At 38.3% G+C, this 18,210-nt stretch carries 10 protein-coding genes; 3 read left to right on the forward strand and 7 right to left on the reverse strand.

The genetic code is table 11. The annotated features are described in order from the left end of the window. Positions 1-237: 237 nt before the first annotated feature. A complete protein-coding gene (locus tag ABFY81_RS07165; RefSeq protein WP_347913446.1) occupies positions 238-4,743 on the reverse strand; it encodes a translocation/assembly module TamB domain-containing protein in 4,506 nt (1,501 codons plus the stop codon). A 26-nt stretch (positions 4,744-4,769) separates the two neighbouring features. Further along, positions 4,770-7,493 carry an autotransporter assembly complex family protein gene (locus ABFY81_RS07170; RefSeq protein ID WP_347913447.1) on the reverse strand — a complete coding sequence of 908 codons (2,724 nt, stop codon included), beginning with the start codon at positions 7,491-7,493 and terminating at the stop codon, positions 4,770-4,772. A gap of 165 nt (positions 7,494-7,658) precedes the next feature. Between ABFY81_RS07170 and ABFY81_RS07175 the strand changes: the two genes are divergently transcribed. Further along, positions 7,659-8,981, forward strand: a complete 1,323-nt coding sequence (locus tag ABFY81_RS07175) for an MFS transporter (protein WP_004700889.1) — start codon at positions 7,659-7,661, stop codon at positions 8,979-8,981. Between the two features lie 3 nt (positions 8,982-8,984). Continuing rightward, positions 8,985-9,620 (forward strand): 2-polyprenyl-3-methyl-6-methoxy-1,4-benzoquinone monooxygenase, encoded by a 636-nt coding sequence (gene coq7, locus ABFY81_RS07180; protein ID WP_347913448.1) that lies wholly within the window; start codon positions 8,985-8,987, stop codon positions 9,618-9,620. A gap of 49 nt (positions 9,621-9,669) precedes the next feature. Here coq7 and ABFY81_RS07185 read toward each other — a convergent pair whose 3' ends face one another. Beyond that, on the reverse strand, positions 9,670-10,218 hold the full coding sequence (locus ABFY81_RS07185) for a DUF2799 domain-containing protein (protein ID WP_077162875.1): 549 nt from the start codon (positions 10,216-10,218) through the stop codon (positions 9,670-9,672). A gap of 408 nt (positions 10,219-10,626) precedes the next feature. Here ABFY81_RS07185 and ABFY81_RS07190 point away from each other — a divergent pair, with 408 nt between their 5' ends. Continuing rightward, positions 10,627-12,051, forward strand: a complete 1,425-nt coding sequence (locus tag ABFY81_RS07190; protein ID WP_347913449.1) for a glutamine synthetase family protein — start codon at positions 10,627-10,629, stop codon at positions 12,049-12,051. A 77-nt stretch (positions 12,052-12,128) separates the two neighbouring features. Here the strand turns inward: ABFY81_RS07190 and ABFY81_RS07195 are convergent, their stop codons facing one another. Genes ABFY81_RS07195 through kdpB form a run of 4 tightly spaced genes read right to left on the reverse strand, consistent with a single transcriptional unit; the run spans position 12,129 to position 18,208 of the window. Continuing rightward, positions 12,129-12,845: a response regulator transcription factor gene (locus tag ABFY81_RS07195; protein WP_263614026.1), complete on the reverse strand. Its 717-nt coding sequence runs from the start codon at positions 12,843-12,845 to the stop codon at positions 12,129-12,131. An 11-nt stretch (positions 12,846-12,856) separates the two neighbouring features. Then, a complete protein-coding gene (locus ABFY81_RS07200; protein ID WP_347913450.1) occupies positions 12,857-15,511 on the reverse strand; it encodes a sensor histidine kinase KdpD in 2,655 nt (884 codons plus the stop codon). Between the two features lie 38 nt (positions 15,512-15,549). Continuing rightward, positions 15,550-16,155, reverse strand: coding sequence for a potassium-transporting ATPase subunit KdpC (kdpC, locus tag ABFY81_RS07205; RefSeq protein WP_347913451.1), 606 nt, complete (start codon positions 16,153-16,155; stop codon positions 15,550-15,552). Positions 16,156-16,168: 13 nt separating this feature from the next. After that, positions 16,169-18,208, reverse strand: a complete 2,040-nt coding sequence (gene kdpB / locus ABFY81_RS07210; RefSeq protein ID WP_347913452.1) for a potassium-transporting ATPase subunit KdpB — start codon at positions 18,206-18,208, stop codon at positions 16,169-16,171. Positions 18,209-18,210: the final 2 nt, after the last annotated feature.

The following is an 18,210-nucleotide window of genomic DNA, read 5'->3' on the forward strand; positions in this document are numbered from 1 at the left end:
TTCACCTTATTTGTAATTATCAACAAGGCTTTATCGATCTAATTTCATTTAATGATTTTGAAAATTAATTTATAAAACAGCAATTTTCAAGTGAAGTTTCTTTAACCAGAATCGTGTTTAATATGTGATTACTTCAAAGTAAATTAATGATCTATATGAGAATTATTAATTTTTTTTAAAATGGTATAACCTTAATAAAATAAGAGCCCACTTAAAGTGAGCTCTTAATTCATACATTTAGAAACGCCAATTGTAGAATAAGTCGATCGCTCTTTCTAAAGACTGACTTGCTTCTAAATATAAACGGCGATTCATTTGATAACGTAAGGTAAGCTTATTAACTGGCGTAAATACACCAACACCATAACGAATAAATAAATCAGGTGTAATATATCCAGTTAAGCTTACCTGAGTATCATCCCCTGTACCTTGGGCATCTAATGCAAGTCCACTTAAGCCAAAAGTACGACCAATTTGATTCGTTAAAGCGCGAGTACCACCTAAGCCCATACTAATACCAGCAGCGGCAATAGTATTGTTTACATCAGATTTAAAACCTTCCGAATTACTTAAACCGCTTGAACCTTCATTAATACGACCCGTTACCAATGCATTCAAGGCTTCTTGTTCAGACAAACCAGCATCATTATAAACTTGAATACTTGGTGATGACGCAGTACCTGTAACACGCACACCAACCATACTTCCCTGAACATTTTTATTCGCATCAATATCTAAAGTCGGGTTTGACAGTGGCCCATTGAAACGAGCAATTGCACGATTTAAATCTAAGCTTTGACCATATGCTTCAATTTTCACTTTTTGACTTACACCAATAGCACCCATCGCGCGCATTGCAGTTTCATAACCACGTTGAGTCAAGTTCAAACGACCAACTAAAGGAATATTACTGTTAAAGCCTTGGAAGATTACTTGGTTACCAATATTCACCGAAATATCGGCACGAATATCCCAAGGTTTAGCTGCGCGTAAAATTGCTAGTGGGTCTTGGCCCTGACGGACGATACGCACATCTGAAGATGTATTAATAACAGGTGCCGTTGTTTCAGGCATTGAAATACGTGCACGAGGAACATCTACAGACCCTTTCAAACTTAAACGTTTATCGAAAGGATACATATCAAGTGTCAAATTCGGATTTGCAATTGCTGTAATTAATGGTGCTTGGCGGACCAGTAAGTTATCACCTTTTAAGTTCAACTGTAGACGCGGTGAATCTTTCCAGTCGAAACTGCCTTTAAGTAAACCTACCCCTTGTCCACTGTTAAATGCACCATCAATTGTTGCCATATCTTGACGAATAGATGAATACACTTGTACGTTGGTTAAGTTCACTGGCAGGGAAATCATACTGATCGCCCCGTTTTTCAAACGCATTTCACCCGTAAACTGCGGTTGGGTTAAAGTACCACTTACTTTACCAGCTAAAGCTAACGTACCACTCATTGAGCGTACATCTTGAATAAATGGTTTCAAAACTTTTAATTGCACATCATTAAAGGCCACCTCACCACGCATTGGCATAGAGGGTTGGTATGGATTAATAATGACATTTGCATAGCCAGTACCAATATCAGGTGTTTTCACGTCAACGCGTAACAATAGACCATCTGAAATACTTTTCGCAATTACACTGAGCTCATCATAATTCAGAGTGGTTGGCGGATCTTGAGGATCTTCCGCAGCTAGGCCTAGTTCACCTTTACGGGTCACTAAACGTGCATCAAGTTTAGGATGTCCACCATTTACCCAAGAAGCTTTCGCATATCCATTGAGTTGCCCCGTCATTGCCAACCCTTCTGGCATAAACGCAGCAAAATCACCTAAGTCCAGATTTTGGGTAACAAATGAAATATTACCTTGTGCTTTACTTACACGTACAGGTTGATCAAGACATAACTGACTATTTTTACTCTGCCAACAATGTTGCCCAACAAATAATTCAGAACGTGCTGATGAGAAAATAATAGGTGCATTTTGATTTTGTGCTAAACGAATTCGTCGCGAATCAAAACTCCCTTTTTGAATTTGGCCTAACCAATCATTATTTTGGTTAAAACCACCTGCCAACTGAACATAGAATTTAGAAACATTATTGTTTGCCTGCACTTTTAATAAATGCGCTTTCCGTGTTCCTGTTAAATTAACTTCAGCAGACTGAATTAGACGGCTACCACTACGTAAATTATCTAACTTAGCTGTAAGCTGGGTTGGAGTTGTTTCAGATGTTGGGAGTTCCCCCTGTATACGCAGTTTTTTAATACTCACTAAATTAGTATACGCAAAGTTATCAACTGCAATATTCGCGGTAGCTTTTAGGCGAGGTTGAGATTGGACACTCAAATCCCCATAGGCACGCCCACTCAAACCAGGATACAACTCATAAAGTGCAGGTGCATTAAGCTTAATTTTTAAATTTTGCGCATTACCTGTTGCTTGTAACTGGTTTTGTGCATAAACCAAAAATAAATTATTTGCTTCGAATTGTTGAGGTAAGAATCCCTTTTGGTTCGAATCCATAAGTACAGATAAGTTACCTTTACCTCTCACAGGTTTGTTATTCAAAAATCCTGCAAGATTCAACTGTTGAATATCAATACGCTTTAACTTATCAGACCAAACGCCTTGCGTTTTTACATTTCCTGAAATTTCGCCTTTTACACTTGAAGCAAAATATTGAGGTTTAAAACGTACAAGCGAGCTATTGATATCCCAAGCAATACGATCTTTTAAGTTTACTGAGCCAGTCGCATAGATTTTTCCAGCAACACCATCATGTTGTAACTGGTTAATTCGAATAAACTCTGGAGTACCCGCAATAGAGAACTTTAATAATCCATTCGCCTGATTAAGTGCTTTCAAAGATCCATTATAATTAACTGCAAAACCTTTAAACCCACCACCTGCTTTAACATCATTAAATAATAAAGCAGCTGTACTTTTCCCTACTAGCGCGACCGTTTCTTGACCTGCTTGAGCCAATTGGCCTTTTAAATCAATTTTTTCAAGTTGAATAATTTGTTGATTTGGCTTTGCAAAACCACTTGCTTTGATTGATCCATTAAGTAGGTTAACAGGTGCTGCTGTATGAATACTCTGCGGGTTAAAGTCTTTTGCATTTAATAAGGCATTCCAAGCCAGCTGACGTTTTTCAGTAGGCAATAAAACTTTGGCTTGGCCTGTAAGACTGCCTTTTTGAGCAGCAAAACTAAAACTAGGAACATTGAGAATATTATCTTTAACATTCAACGTTGCGAGATATTGTCCTGCTGGTAATAGAGTCTGTTCATGCTGATATACTTTGGTTGCGACTTTAATATCTTGCTGACCATCTCGCAAAGTCAGATCAACTTGTCCACTATCACTGCTTAACCAACCTATATATGGCATAGCACGGTCTATTTTTGACCAAGCCACATTCATAAACATTGGTTGAGGTTTTTTATTCTTTTCAGGTGCTTGGTTTAATTTAAGTTTCCAAGATTCATAACGGTCGAAGTCTACATTCGCTAATACTTCAGTACCTTTTTCTAAAGAACCAGTGGAAGAAACTGCTGCATCTAAACTTGGTGGTAAGAAGTCCTGAACGACTTGAGGAATCGCTTTATCTTTAGGATTAACATGATCTAAACGACCTTTTATGTCCCAAGTAACATGGTCTTTCCAGCTCACTAATCCTTTAAGGTTAATTGCACCTTTCATGACCTGGCCATTAAAGTCAGTAATATTCAACTGATGTACTAAATCAGTATTCATTAAGGCATTGTATTGGCCTTCAGGTAAGTTTGCACCTTTTAAATCTGTATCAAGTGCTAAGTTGAGCTTTTGAACATTACCTTCAAATTTAATAACACCATTTTTAGCAAATAATTTTTGATCAACCAGTAAAGGCAAGTGATAATTTTTAAGTGACAAAGCCCCTTGCATTGGAACTTCATGACGAACTGGATGTAAAACAACCCAGCCTGTTAAGAGGTCTGGTGTAGTAGTTGCTACGCCAGCTTGTAATGTATCTAAACTTCCTCTGGCTGCAACTTTTATATTTTGAATATTTAAGCTTTTTAAAGAAGGAATTCTTAAATCTGCTGTCGCATTAAGCGGATATTTCCCACTAAAATCCATCTTTCCTGTTGCGTTATGTACAGAAAGATAACCCATATCCATGCTTGAGTTTTCAAACTTCAGCTTTGTCTCTGACCACAGCGCATCGTTTAAGTGGACATCATGAAAATTTACAACAGAACCCGAATTTTTAATTTCTAAATGATCAACATCTGCCTTATCTATACGTAAAACAAATGGTAGTTTTATAGGTTTAAATCCAAATGGTTTATCTGACGGCGGCGCTTTATTAATAATGATTAAGTTGCGTACATCTGCGTTGCTTAAATGGACTTCTTTTTCTAATATTAAAGAACGCCACCCTAAGCGAACATCAGCTCTATCTAAAGTAACATCGACTTCTGCCAACTGAACAATAATATTTTTAAGGATAATTCCTTTAAGTAAATTACCCCCTTCATATTCATATTTAATGACTTGCTGCGCCTGTAAAACACGATCTAATAAGAAACGGCTTCCACGGTCAGTCGACATCATAATAATGATAGAAGCAACAAGTAATAAAAGTATGATTAATATCGTCAGCAAGAAGCTACGCAAAATGCGTCGCTTCTTAGGAGAGTCAGGTGCCGAAGTGGGCTGCTGTTCTACTTCCGCCATAAAATAAACCTAATAAAATTTTATTTTTAAAGTTGTGGACCAATGAAGAAATGCAAACGAATTGGATGATTTTCATCGGAAATACCCGAAGCTACATCCAAACGAATTGGGCCAATAGGTGACTTCCAACGAATACCAACACCAACGCTATAAGCGGTCGGGTTACTAAAATTCTTATCGTAAGCATTACCAAAATCAGAAAAAATTGCTGCTCGCCAACCTTCTTTGAATTGATAGTTGTATTCCAGAGAGCCTACCGCTAGAGCTTGTCCCCCAATTTTATATCCATCTACTTCCGGAGAAAGACTTTTGTAGTCAAACCCACGAATTGTTTGGTCACCACCTGTAAAGAATCTTAAATTGTAGGGAACTTTATCAAACTCATCGGTAAAAATATAACTAAGATCTGATCGGCCCACAAACTGATGGTCATCATGCTCACCTAAAGAATAAATAAATCTCCAACCAGCTGTTGCAATTGCCATATTGGCATCGGAAAGTAAACTGCTACTTCCCAGTTCTAACTTATAACTTTGTTTAAATGCTTTAGTTGGGTTTAAACGTGTATTACTTGAAGTTTTAGAAGTTTCATAACCAAACAATAACGCTTCTTGCTCTGAAGCGGCAGTTTTAAAAGCATCGGGTAACTCAGAAATATCGACATTTCCTTTTTGAGTTAAACGATCCAGACGATAACGGACTCCAATGGTATGTTGCCAATCACCTAACGGTTTTTTAATAACGCGCTCTCCACCAAACACGGCAGATTCGGTTAATAAACTGACATCAGGCCCAATATTATCTCTAGTCTCACGTTCATAACCACCCACAATGTTAAAGTAATCATTTAATGGGTGTTTATAAGGAATACTATAACGGCCATCTATGGACTGACGAATTTGAGAAAGCTCAAAGTTCGCGTCAAATGAATGACCATATTCGTTCACAATTGAGCGACGATATTGACTACGTAAGCGAGCTCCCGTATCGGTACCATAACCCACACCAGTTTCCAGACTATTTAATCTGTCTGCATTTAGAGTCACAATAACTGGAATTCTTTTTTCTTCACGTGCTTTAGCTTGTAAACGGTCTTGTTCCGATTCTTGCTCTTGATGATCTGCTGCAGTTTTTAAAGCAGCTGGAGCTGCAGCTAATTGTGCATTTTCAGTCCCAGCAAATTGTTTTTCGTCTACAACATTTTGACTAACCTCTTTAGTAGGTGAGGCTAATTGACGTGCTTTAGCAAGTTGTTGTTGCTCTGGAGAAAGCAGTTTTGATTCATCAATCGTGACATTTTGCTGATCGACCAGTGCTTGTAAATCTGGAGGTAACTCAAGCGGCTTTTCAATTGGATCAGGTTTAATTGAATCGACCAGCGTGTAGTTAAAATAACGCGAGTTAGTCAGGTTATTAGCTAAAGCATTTACACGCCAAAATGTATAGTCATCGTCCTCTTTCCAAGGCGCCATACTTTCCAAAATATTTAATTTGATAGGTAATGGTTTTGAAGGATCGCTCATACGAAACTCAACCTTACCAAGCTTGTATCGCTCACCCGTTTCATATTTGAGATTAATATCTGCTTTGTTTTCAGGTTGGCTGACTTTTACATCGTGTAACCGCCAGAATGCATCAAAGTATCCATTATTTGATGCAGCATCTACAATTCGGCTTTTAGTTGTTTCATACAGACCATGGTTAAAAATATCTCCTACATCTTGATCTGGAACTAAACGAATAACTTGGAACTGTGGTTGTTTTGCACCTGCTCCACTAAATTCAATATTTTGTTCATTAATTCGAACAGGTTGATTTGGTGTGACTTTTACGCGTACTCGACTTGCACTTAATTTTTCAAAACGAAATTCGGCATTGTAATAACCTACAGCTTGTGCGGCTTGGTTACTTAAACTTCTAAGCTGTGGTAACGCAGAATTAAAATCTTCAAATGATTCTTGGGTAAATGTAGATAACTTACCTTTGATATTTTTAGCAAGATCATCCGGTGCACCACTAACCTCCGCAGTGATACGTGGAATTTGTTCCATCGGAGTCACACGCGGCGGACGAATTTTATTGATAATACGTTTAAAGAAACCTTTCTCTTCAGGTGGTTCTTCTGTAGCGGCTGTAAGTTCTGGTAAAGTTTTTCCCGTTTCATTTGCTTCGACTACAATCTTACTATCCGATTGAATCTCACTCATGAGTTGGTCAATATTTACAGGTGCTTGAGTAATTTCATGTAATTCTGCTTGAGATGCATCATTGACCACCATTTCTGGATGTTTTTGAGTTCCATTTTGGAAGTTTTGCGCTTCAGTTTTTGCCTCTTCTGCAACCCGATAAATTTCATTTGCCATACTCTGATCAACAGGCATAACAGGTAAATCATCAAGGTTATCCAGCGTGATTGGCTTAAATTCTTCAATCTGATTTGGAAATTGTTCTTGTTGTTGCAATATAGCCAAGCTATCTTGTTGCTGCTGTGCTTGAGTTACAAGCGTCGCAACATCCGTAATTGGAACATCATTTTGGTTATTTGTACTCGTTTGTTGTAGTGATAAATCAGCTACGGTCTGTTGGGCTGGTGGTGTTACTGTTTCTGCCGAACTTTCGGCATAACAAGGAGTAACACATAAACTTAACAATAAGCTGCTACAAATAAGTTTAGGTATACTCTGCATTTTTAAGATTAAATGCATAGAGTGAGAAAGAGTTGACTGTTTAAACTTAATTTTAGAAGGCATGGAAAACTCTAAACTTATTTTTTAATAAACGCACCAATATGAGGATAAAACTCACTCGAAACCATTGATTTTTCATTTAATCAAGCGTTAAAAATATCATACATGGTTTTCGATGCAAATTAACACTCGGTCACATTTTTTAATAAAACTCAATGAAGCTTGCACATGATGAAACAAGATGAATCCCTGATGACATCACGTCGGTTTGTACCGATGTTTTTTACACAGTTTTTTGGCGCATTAAATGACAATGTTTTTAAGCAAGCTTTATTGTTAGTCATTACGTATGGTTGGATTCAACAACAATCTGCCCCGGTAAGCACACTCAATAATTTAGCAGCATTATTGTTTATATTGCCATATTTCTTTTTTTCAGCAACTGCTGGACAAATTGCAGACAAATACGAACGATCACAACTTGTACGCGGCATAAAAATCTTAGAAATTATTATTATGCTCATTGGTTCTGCTGGCTTTTTATTGGGGCATTTATGGTTGCTACTCTTCGCCTTATTTTTAATGGGTACACATTCAACTTTCTTCGGCCCAATTAAATATGCCATTTTGCCTGAAATTTTAAAACCAAACGAACTCATGTCGGGTAATGCCTTATTTCAATCTGGTACTTCGATGGCAATCTTGTTCGGAATGATCTTAGGTGGTGCCGTAATTGCATCATCAGAAGGCAATTTACTGTGGATTAGTCTGACTGTAGTCGCTATTGCTTGCATTGGCTATGTGTTTAGTCGCTTCATTCTGCCTCAAAAAGTTGCTGCACCAGATTTAGATATAGACTGGAACTTTATTCGTACAAGCTTCCAAACTATTACATATGCCAAAAGTTTACCGTTAGTGTTCACAATTTTATTAGGTAACTCGTGGTACTGGTTTTATGGGGCAACTTATTTAACGCAAATTCCGCAGCTCACTCAGCAAAATCTTCATGCATCGGAAAATGTAGTTAGCCTGTTACTCACCTTCTTCTCTGTCGGAATTGGTGTTGGTTCATTACTTTGCCGTAAAATTGGTGGTTCAGAAATCAACATTAAAATGGTGCCAATCGGTGCAATTGGCCTTACTGTTTTTGCACTTTACCTTGCAGCCAGTCTAGCTTTTGTACCTGAAAGAACTGGAGCATTACTGACCTTAAAAGATATTTTCACTCAAGGTTGGGTTTACTATCACGTCATGATTGCTGTGACTTTATTAGGTATCAGTGGTGGTTTTTATATTGTTCCGTTATATGCCATGATGCAGGCTTACTCACCACGCTCACATCGTGCCCGTGTTGTTGCAGCGAATAATATTTTAAATGCTGTATTCATGGTTTCTTCTGCAATTTTCTCAATCTTAATCTTAAGTGTTTTAAAAATTGATATTAAAATACTATTTATTATTACAGCTGTACTTAGTGCAATCTTTAGTATCTGGCTTCTCGCCCGACTAAAACCGATGCTTGCCACAGCACATCTTTCTTTGGAGGACTAATTTATGCGCCACTACACAGGAATTGATCAACTTATTAACTCCTTTGATCAGGCATTACGTAGTCTTGTCCCAGGTGCAACAGCAGCACAGCGCCAAAATCCGGCTGAAACAGCTGAAACAAAACTTGGAGTAGAAGATGCTCGCCATGTTGCGGGCTTAATGCGTGTTAATCATAGTGGTGAAGTGTGTGCCCAAGCCCTTTATCATGGACAAGCATTAACGGCGAAATTACCGAATGTGCGCCGCGAAATGCAACAAGCAGCAATTGAAGAACAAGACCATTTAGCTTGGTGCGAAGATCGTTTAAAAGAGTTGAATAGCCATACAAGTTTATTAAACCCTATCTGGTACGGGTTATCATATGGTATGGGTGCTCTTGCAGGTATTGCTGGTGATAAATATAGCTTAGGCTTTGTTGCTGAAACTGAGCGTCAGGTAAGCATCCATTTGCAAGATCATTTAAACCAATTACCTGCTCAAGATGAACGCTCTCGTAAAATTTTAGAGCAAATGAATGAAGATGAATTACATCATCGTCATACAGCGCTCGAAGCAGGCGGTGTTGAATTACCTTATGCGGTAAAAATCAGTATGACCGCTATTTCAAAGTTAATGACAAAAACCAGTTATTACCTTTAAAAAAAAACAAAGGATTGATCTTAACGAGACCAATCCTTTTTCTCAAATATTATTTTAAACCATGGTCATATTTGAAACGTTCAATATCTCGAATTGAGTTCCAATAGTTACGATTAATACGGTCACGATCAATTTGTAGTTCTCTTAAAAGCTTACGATAACGTTCACGTTCTTCTGGCTTCAATTTTTCGTTATAAGCACTGTCAGAATACTGCTTAAACTTTTCGTCATAACGGTCATATTCATTTTTTGCATTGTAATAGTCGGAAGCAGCACGATAATATGGTCTTAAACGATTACGCTGCTCGATTGGGCATACATTAATATTACCGTTCCCCTCTAAAGCGTTATAAAAAATGTTTGATGGCTGGCAATAATACCCTAGACCTTCTTTGTAGCCACGTTCATATGACTTTTGATCTGGAACAATATTAGCTTTTCCACATGCTTTGTAATATTGATCTAAGCGCGGTGAAGAACCTTTTGCTCCATCTTTCTCACCCACTAATGACCAATTTGCCGTCTTACATTCTTCTACGCTCATTGCAGCACAACCCGAGAGGCTGATTGCTAAAATGGCTAAACCGATATTTTTCATATTAAGAGAACTCAAAAATAAAATTTAAAAAAACGCAAAAAATAAAATTCCATTACACACCTATATAAGTCCTACTTTATTCGAGACTTATACATAAATGTTTAACTGGATAAGCATTTTAAGTTTAAATCAGTTTCACCATCTGACCAAATGATAGAGTTCAATTTCCAACCACATTTAACTTTAGAAAGTGAAATCCGTAGAAGTTTTATATCTCTCCGACTATTGATATACGCTAATTTTACTTTAAAAATCCATTATCAAAATAAATCCCAATACATTGATTATAAATACAAAAAATTAGATTTTTCATGAAATGTTCTTCAACCATCTTTACTCTTTTTTTACGCGATTTCCTTCAAAGGCTCAGGTAGGATTTGAGTTAAATAACCACCAAGGTTTTTTATAATGAGTACGCTTATTTACCCCAATTTAAACTTAAAAGATTCTCACTTTAAGGCATTTAAAATATCAGATGATCTTATTCCACAAACGAAAATCGATACCTTTAACTCAGAACTTTTTTTAAAAGAAGTTGATGAATATTTAAGTTTATATCCTCAGACTCAACACATTGATATTTGTCTACACGATTTAAACGGGCATATTCGTGGTAAACGTATTGATGTTAAGAGTCTAAAAAATCTATCGAATGGATGTTATTTTCCACTTTCTGTTTACGCCATGAGTCTTGATGGAAAAGTGATTGAAGAAACAGGCCTAGGAAAATATATTGGTGAACCAGATAGACTTTGTCTACCCATTTTAGGCAGTTTACAACCTAGTGCTTTATCTCCTGAATTAAATGCTCAGCTTTACCTATCCATGCAAGAAGAAGATGGTACAGACTGCCGCTATGAACCACGCAATATATTAAAAAAAATATTAAATCAGTTACACGATCATAATTATTTTCCTGTCATGGCTGCTGAGCTAGAGTTTTATCTTTTCTCACCTCAGCATCAGGCTGACACATGTATAGAAAACCAATGCTTTGATATAGATGCACCCAATAACTACCAACAAGTCCTAGATGAAGTTGAAAAAGCTGCCCTACTACAATCTATTGAAATTACCGCTATTGTTGCAGAATCATCCCCAGGACAATATGAATTAAATCTGCAACACAGCCATGACATTTTGAAGCTATGCGATCAAATTAATGCTTTAAAAAGAATTGTAAAGCAAGTCGCAAGAAAACATGACTTAACTGCTTGTTTCATGGCGAAACCGAACTTGGCAAAAGCCGGTAGTGGCATGCATTTTCATATGAGTATGCTGAATCAATATCATGAAAATATATTTAGCTCAGAAGAAGAAAAAGATGAGCTTTCTACCAAATTACTCAGCGCGATTAGCGGACTCATTGAGTTAATGCCTGCATCTATGGCGATTTTAGCGCCTAATATTAATTCTTATAGACGCTTTAAAATTGGGCATCATGTGCCATTAGAAGCCAATTGGGATACCAATAACCGTAATGTCGCAATCCGTATTCCATGCTCAGACGTACAAAATCAACGTTTAGAGTATCGGGTTGCTGGAGCCGACTGTAACCCCTATCTGGTTACAGCCACTATTTTAGCTGGCGTGTCTTATGGCTTATCTCATAAGTTACCGCTGCCAAAACCTGCACATCTTTTAAAATTTCAAGACGAGCACATTTTATTAGCCAACAATCAACAGGAAGCCTTAAAAATATTTAAAGGAAGTCTTATTTTAAAAGGATATTTAGGAGCTGACTTTGTCGAGCATTGGTACACAGTTAAACAGGCTGAATATCAAAATATTTATAGTCAGATGACTGAAGCAGAACGACATTGGGATATATAAATAAAAAAAGCAAAAAAACTATAAACCACTTTGCAAACCCTTAGGGAGAAATACCCTAAGGTTTTTTTTATATCTCATTAATGATTTTTCTGTTTTGATAAAAAACGTAATCCAACACCAGGTTCAGTAGCAATATAACGTGGCTGAATCGCATTATCCCCCAATTTGCTTCGCAACTTACCGACCAAAATACGTAAATAATGCGTATCTTCCTGATGCGTTGGCCCCCATAGTTCTTTTAAAAGTTGTGGCTGTGTTAAAAGCTGCCCTTGATAGCGCATTAATAGCGTCAAAAGTTGAAACTCTTTTCGAGTTAAAGTAATTGGCTGTTGCTCGACCCATACCAAACGTTGCGTGACATCGACTTTAAGATAACCATCGTCATAAATATGTGCTTCTTGCTGAATCGGTTGATTTCTTAAGATGACACGTATGCGTGCCAAAAGCTCTTGGACACTAAAAGGTTTGGTCATGTAATCATTTGCGCCAGCATCGAGCAAAGCAACTTTTTCGTATTCATCAGCGCGTACAGATAGCACAATAACCGGCACATTTGACCAGCTACGTAACTCTTGAAGGACTTCTTTCCCATCTAAATCGGGTAAGCCCAAATCTAGGATAACCAAATCAGCCCCTTGTGTTGCTAAAGCTTCTAGACCTTTATAACCCGTTTCGCAGAGCGTGGTTTTATACTTTTGAGTTCTTAAAGCAATGTCTAAAAATTTACGGATTTGAGGCTCATCATCAATAATCACAATGCGTGTTTCTACAGGTGATGTTTCTGAACTTATCATGAATTTACAACTTATTCTTTTACTGGGTGAATGGGTAATCTGATTTGAATTAAAGTACCTTTATTTTGGCGCCCTGAAAATGCTTCTATTGTACCCATATGAGCACCAATAATCGCTTTTACGATTGTAAGTCCTAAACCAGTACCAAATTTTCCACGGTCTCCTCGTTCCATCGTATAAAACATATCAAAAATACGATGTCTTTCATCTTCAGGAATTCCCGCACCTCTATCTTCAATTTCAATTTTTACTTCATCTTCTGATGAAAGATTCGCACGAACCATGACTGGTTCATCGGGAGGTGAAAAGTTTGCAGCATTTTCTAAAACATTAAAAATGGCTTGTTCTACCAATGCTGGGTGGACATACAAACTAATAGGGTGTTCACGCAACTGAACCACTACTTGCGTATCTGGTTTATAACGTTTTAAACGGCGGGTAGCTGAACCAATTAATTCATCAACTCCAATCCAGTCTCTTTTTAAAGTTAAACCTTCATGTCCCAAACGGGTCATATCAAGTAGGTTTTGAATATAACGGTCTAACCGTTCGCCTTCTAAATGAATCGTTTCAAGTAAATCTTGTTGGTCTTGTTCTGACATATCAGCTTTAAAATTCGCAAGTGTGTCCGCTGCTCCAATAATAGAAGCAAGTGGTGAGCGTAAATCATGCGATACCGAAGATAATAAAGCTGAACGTAAGCGCTCTGTTTCACTGGTGACTTTTGCTTGTTCAAGTTCATTGACCAATTGGGTTCGAAGTGCTGCCTGTGCAATATATTCGATTACACTTTCCGTCAGTTTCTTTTGCTCAAAATTTAGAGAAGCCACTTCATCCTTAAAGTAAATTCCCACTATACCTAGGCTATTTTTTTGCTCTAAAAGTGGTAAAAACCACCAGTTCGATTGACTAAGGGTATCGGTAAAACGTCCACACGGTTGTTGATGTTTTAAGCACCATTCTGCAGCTACTTTTTCTTTATCATTTAACTCAATATCAGATGAAATAACTCTATCTTGAATAGAAATCCACACTTTAGTTTGAAGCTGGGTTTCTAAAGTCATACGTCCCGTCTGCATGACTTCTTCAAGGTTCACCGCACTAGAAAGCTTACGTGCCAAGTCTTGCATCACTGTGGTGTAAGCATTGGCAGCTTTTAAAGACAAAACCTGCTGACGTAACTGAGAAGCCAACCGCCCAGCAATTAAAGCTGCCGCAAAAAAAGCAACTACAGTCACTACGCCTTGGTGTGCTGAAATTTGAAATGTAAAACGTGGTGCTATAAAGAAAAAATTATAGGCTAAGAAACAAATAAGAGCTGCCACTACAGCAGCGAGCATTCTAGTTTTGGTTGCTACAATTAAAACTGAAATAATAAAAATGACAGAAAAGTCTTCAATACCCAATAGAACTTCAGCAAAGTGAGCTATAAAAATACTGACACAAGTAACCGCTAAAACAAAAATACTTTCTTTTAATGATAAAAATGATGGCTTTTCAAGTTGAGTTGTCTTTTTAGTGCCCTGTTCTGGATGCAAAATCGTTAAAGCAATCGAATTTTCTTGATTTAATAATTGCTGAGCTAAATTTTTCTTAAATAACTTTAACCACCACGGCGAAATACTTTTGCCAATGACCAAATTGGAAATACCTCGATCAACGGCAGCATCCATTAACACTGACGCAACTCGATGCCCATATAAGACTTCTGTTCGACCACCGAGTTGTCGAGCCAGCTCAAATGCCCGATCAATTTCAATATATGCTTTTTTATATGAATTTCCTGAACTCTGCCCAAAGTCCAAACTTTTAGCAACATTCACTACAGTCCATGTTGCCCCATAGCGTTCAGCTAACCGACAACCTGCCCGCACTAAATATTCAGAAGAACCTTGTCCATCTATCGCAATCATCAATTCATTTTGCAACGAGATAGACTTCAAACCCTTAGAGGTGTAACTCTGTTTTAAATCTAAATCGACATGCTCAGCAACGCATTGCATTGCCAGTTCACGCAATGCTGTTAAATTTGAAATGCTAAAAAAGCCTTGCAATGCCAGCTTCGCTTGCTCCGGCACATAAACTTTTCCTTGATGGAGCCTTTCAATGAGTTCACTAACAGGTAAATCAATTAAACGAATGTCTCGAATACGATCAAATACACGATCTGGCACAGTTTCATTTACTCGAATGCCCGTAATCTGATGTACCACATCATTTAAGCTTTCTAAATGCTGAATATTAATGGTGGTAAATACATCAATACCAGCGTCTAGCAATTCATTGACATCTTGCCACCGTCGTTCATGGCGACTATTTGGTATATTGCGATGAGCCAATTCATCAACCAAAACAATTTCCGGATGCCTGAGTAAAATAGCATCCAAGTCCATTTCTTCTAAAGTATGCCCCTGATATTGCATTTCCTTTCTAGCAATTTGAGGCAAGCCTTCCAAAATTTTTAGAGTTTCTATTCTTCCGTGGGTTTCAACAATACCCACAACAACATCTGTGCCCTGTTGATATAACTCTTTAGCGCGGGCAAGCATGGCATAGGTTTTGCCGACACCAGGTGCCGCACCGAGAAAGACCGTTAGTCGACCGGCTTGATATCTGTTGACATGATTTAATAAGGCTTCAGCCTGATTTTCGCGATTACTTTGCACTTGATATCATCCGGTAAACTAACAATTTTATTTTCAAGTTAATGTGTAGATTGTAATTGATCTAAAGCGATATTTAGTTCTAATACATTAACACGAGCTTGCCCTAGTACACCAAACTGAGCTGGTTCAATATGCTTTTGGAGTAACTCTTCTACAACTTTAGGGTCTAAATGACGCGCTTGAGCCACTTTGGCAACCTGTAACTGAGCAGATTCAGGGCTAATATGCGGGTCGATACCACTACCCGATTTAGTCACTAAATCACTTGGAATAGGGACATTACCTGTGTGGTCTTGTTGTTTAACCGCAAGAATCTGAGCATCAATTTGTTTTTGAAGCTCTGGATTGGTAAGGGCTAAGTTTGTGGCCCCCATAGACATTGGGTCATAAGCAACCGCTGAAGGACGTGGATGAAAATAAGCCTCTCCAACAAATGGCTGAGCGACTAATTTTGACCCTAGAACTTTATGGTTTATTTCAATCAAACTACCATTGGCTTGATTGTTAAATAACACCTGTCCCGCACCTGTAGCGATCGCACTATAAACAGCACCACAACCGACAAGGGTAAAAATTAGAAGTCCGAAAGATGCTCTTAAGGTCTGACCCAAATTTGCTTCTGAATTTTGTGCATAAGTTTTCATTTCAAACTCCAGATTACAAACCAAATAATTGAACAATCACAACATCAATCGCTTTAATGGCAATAAATGGTAGAACCACACCGCCCACCCCATAAATCAACATATTTCGACGTAGTAACTGAGTTGCAGTTGAAGGTTTAAATTTCACGCCTCGGAGTGCGATTGGAATTAATAACGGGATAATAATAGCGTTAAAAATTAATGCAGATAAAATCGCGCTGTTTGGACTCGCCAAATGCATCACATTCAATACTTGCATTTGTGGAATCGCAGCAGCGAACAATGCAGGCAAAATGGCAAAGTATTTAGAGACGTCATTTGCTAACGAAAATGTTGTCAAAGCACCGCGGGTAATCAACTGCTGTTTCCCAATCTCAACTACAGCGAGTAATTTGGTTGGGTCAGAGTCTAAATCGACCATGTTGCCAGCTTCTTTCGCGGCTTGTGTACCCGAGTTCATAGCTAAACCAATATCCGCTTGTGCTAATGCTGGTGCATCGTTGGTTCCGTCACCAACCATTGCAACTAAACGACCTTGTTGTTGTTCGGTGCGAATACACGCCAATTTGTCTTCTGGTTTTGCTTCGGCAATATAGTCATCTACACCAGCTTCAGCAGCAATCGCGGCAGCAGTTAATGGGTTATCACCTGTGACCATGACAGTTTTAATACCCATTTCTCTTAAGCGTGCAAAACGTTCTTTAATACCGTGTTTAATCACATCTGAGAGTTCAATCACACCCAATACATGATGTTGATTAGCAACGACTAAAGGTGTTGCTCCTTTTTTGGCAACTTGTTCAACACGCGCTTTTAACTCTAGATCTTGCGAATAATCTTCATCTACAAATTTCAAGATTGCATCTAAAGCGCCTTTACGAATTTGCTCACCATTCGGTAAATTCACACCGGAAATTCGAGTTGACGCACTAAAAGAGATAAATTCGGCTTGCTCAGGTTCTTGCTGTTTTAAACCCTGTTCTTTTGCTAACTTAACAATCGACTTACCTTCTGGTGTTGGGTCGGCAAGTGAACTTACCCAAGCAGCAGCTCTCAACTCAGACTCGGTTACCGAGGTTAAAGGATAAAAAGAAGTCGCTTGACGGTCACCATATGTAATGGTTCCTGTTTTATCGAGTAAAAGTACATCAATGTCACCCGCAACTTCTACCGCTTTACCTGATTTCGCCAAAACATTAGCTTTGAGCGCGCGGTTCATGCCCGCAATACCAATCGCAGGTAACAAGCCACCAATGGTTGTTGGAATTAAGCAGACCAGCAGAGCCACAAGCACGACTGGATCAAGTTCAATATGCAAATAATGAGCAATAAACGGCAAGCTAATCACAACAATTAAGAAGGTAATTGTCATCACCATTAACAAGAAGCCAAGTGCAATCTCATTCGGTGTTTTTTGACGATTTGAACCTTCAACCAAAGCAATCATACGGTCTAAGAAGCTTTGGCCAGATTCCGCAGTCACTTGCACAACAATACGATCTGTAAGAACTTTAGTCCCGCCAATAACACCTGAACGGTCAGTTCCAGCTTCACGTAACACGGGTGCTGACTCACCTGTAACCGCCGATTCATTAATGGTGGCAAAGCCTTCTACAATTTCACCGTCGGCTGGAACAAGCTCACCTGCATGAACTTCAATATAATCATTTAAATGAAGTTCAGTGGCTGCAACTTGAGTTGCTTGGCGGTCTGTCAAAGAATTAAGTCTTCGAGCAGTCAAGTTTTCTCTTGCTGCACGCAATGAAGATGCCTGTCCACGACCTCTAGCCTCTGCAACCGCTTCAGCATAGTTAGCAAATAAAATCGTAATAAACAAAATTGCTGTAACGACCAAACTAAACACCAGTGTGGCATATCCCATTAAGGTACTTAGAGCAGTGATTACGGTTCCAAGCCATACAATTGCCATCACAGGGTTTTTAATCGCATGCTGTGGTAGCAATTTTACAAAAGCATTTTTCCAAACTTCAAAACTTGGTACTGCCACAGTCGTTTTATGGCTATTTACATGAGTTTGTGTATTCATTTTCACTC

It is taken from the genome of Acinetobacter sp. WA-87, from assembly GCF_039938935.1.
Lineage (GTDB): Bacteria > Pseudomonadota > Gammaproteobacteria > Pseudomonadales > Moraxellaceae > Acinetobacter > Acinetobacter seifertii.

Excerpts from the sequence above, each read along its gene's own strand:
- ABFY81_RS07165 (WP_347913446.1), bottom strand. The coding sequence starts at position 4,743 with ATGGCGGAAGTAGAACAGCAGCCCACTTCGGCACCTGACTCTCCTAAG.
- ABFY81_RS07185 (WP_077162875.1), bottom strand. The coding sequence starts at position 10,218 with ATGAAAAATATCGGTTTAGCCATTTTAGCAATCAGCCTCTCGGGTTGT.
- kdpC (WP_347913451.1), bottom strand. The coding sequence starts at position 16,155 with ATGAAAACTTATGCACAAAATTCAGAAGCAAATTTGGGTCAGACCTTA.
- ABFY81_RS07190 (WP_347913449.1), top strand. The coding sequence starts at position 10,627 with ATGAGTACGCTTATTTACCCCAATTTAAACTTAAAAGATTCTCACTTT.
- ABFY81_RS07175 (WP_004700889.1), top strand. The coding sequence starts at position 7,659 with ATGATGAAACAAGATGAATCCCTGATGACATCACGTCGGTTTGTACCG.
- ABFY81_RS07170 (WP_347913447.1), bottom strand. The coding sequence starts at position 7,493 with ATGCCTTCTAAAATTAAGTTTAAACAGTCAACTCTTTCTCACTCTATG.
- coq7 (WP_347913448.1), top strand. The coding sequence starts at position 8,985 with ATGCGCCACTACACAGGAATTGATCAACTTATTAACTCCTTTGATCAG.
- ABFY81_RS07195 (WP_263614026.1), bottom strand. The coding sequence starts at position 12,845 with ATGATAAGTTCAGAAACATCACCTGTAGAAACACGCATTGTGATTATT.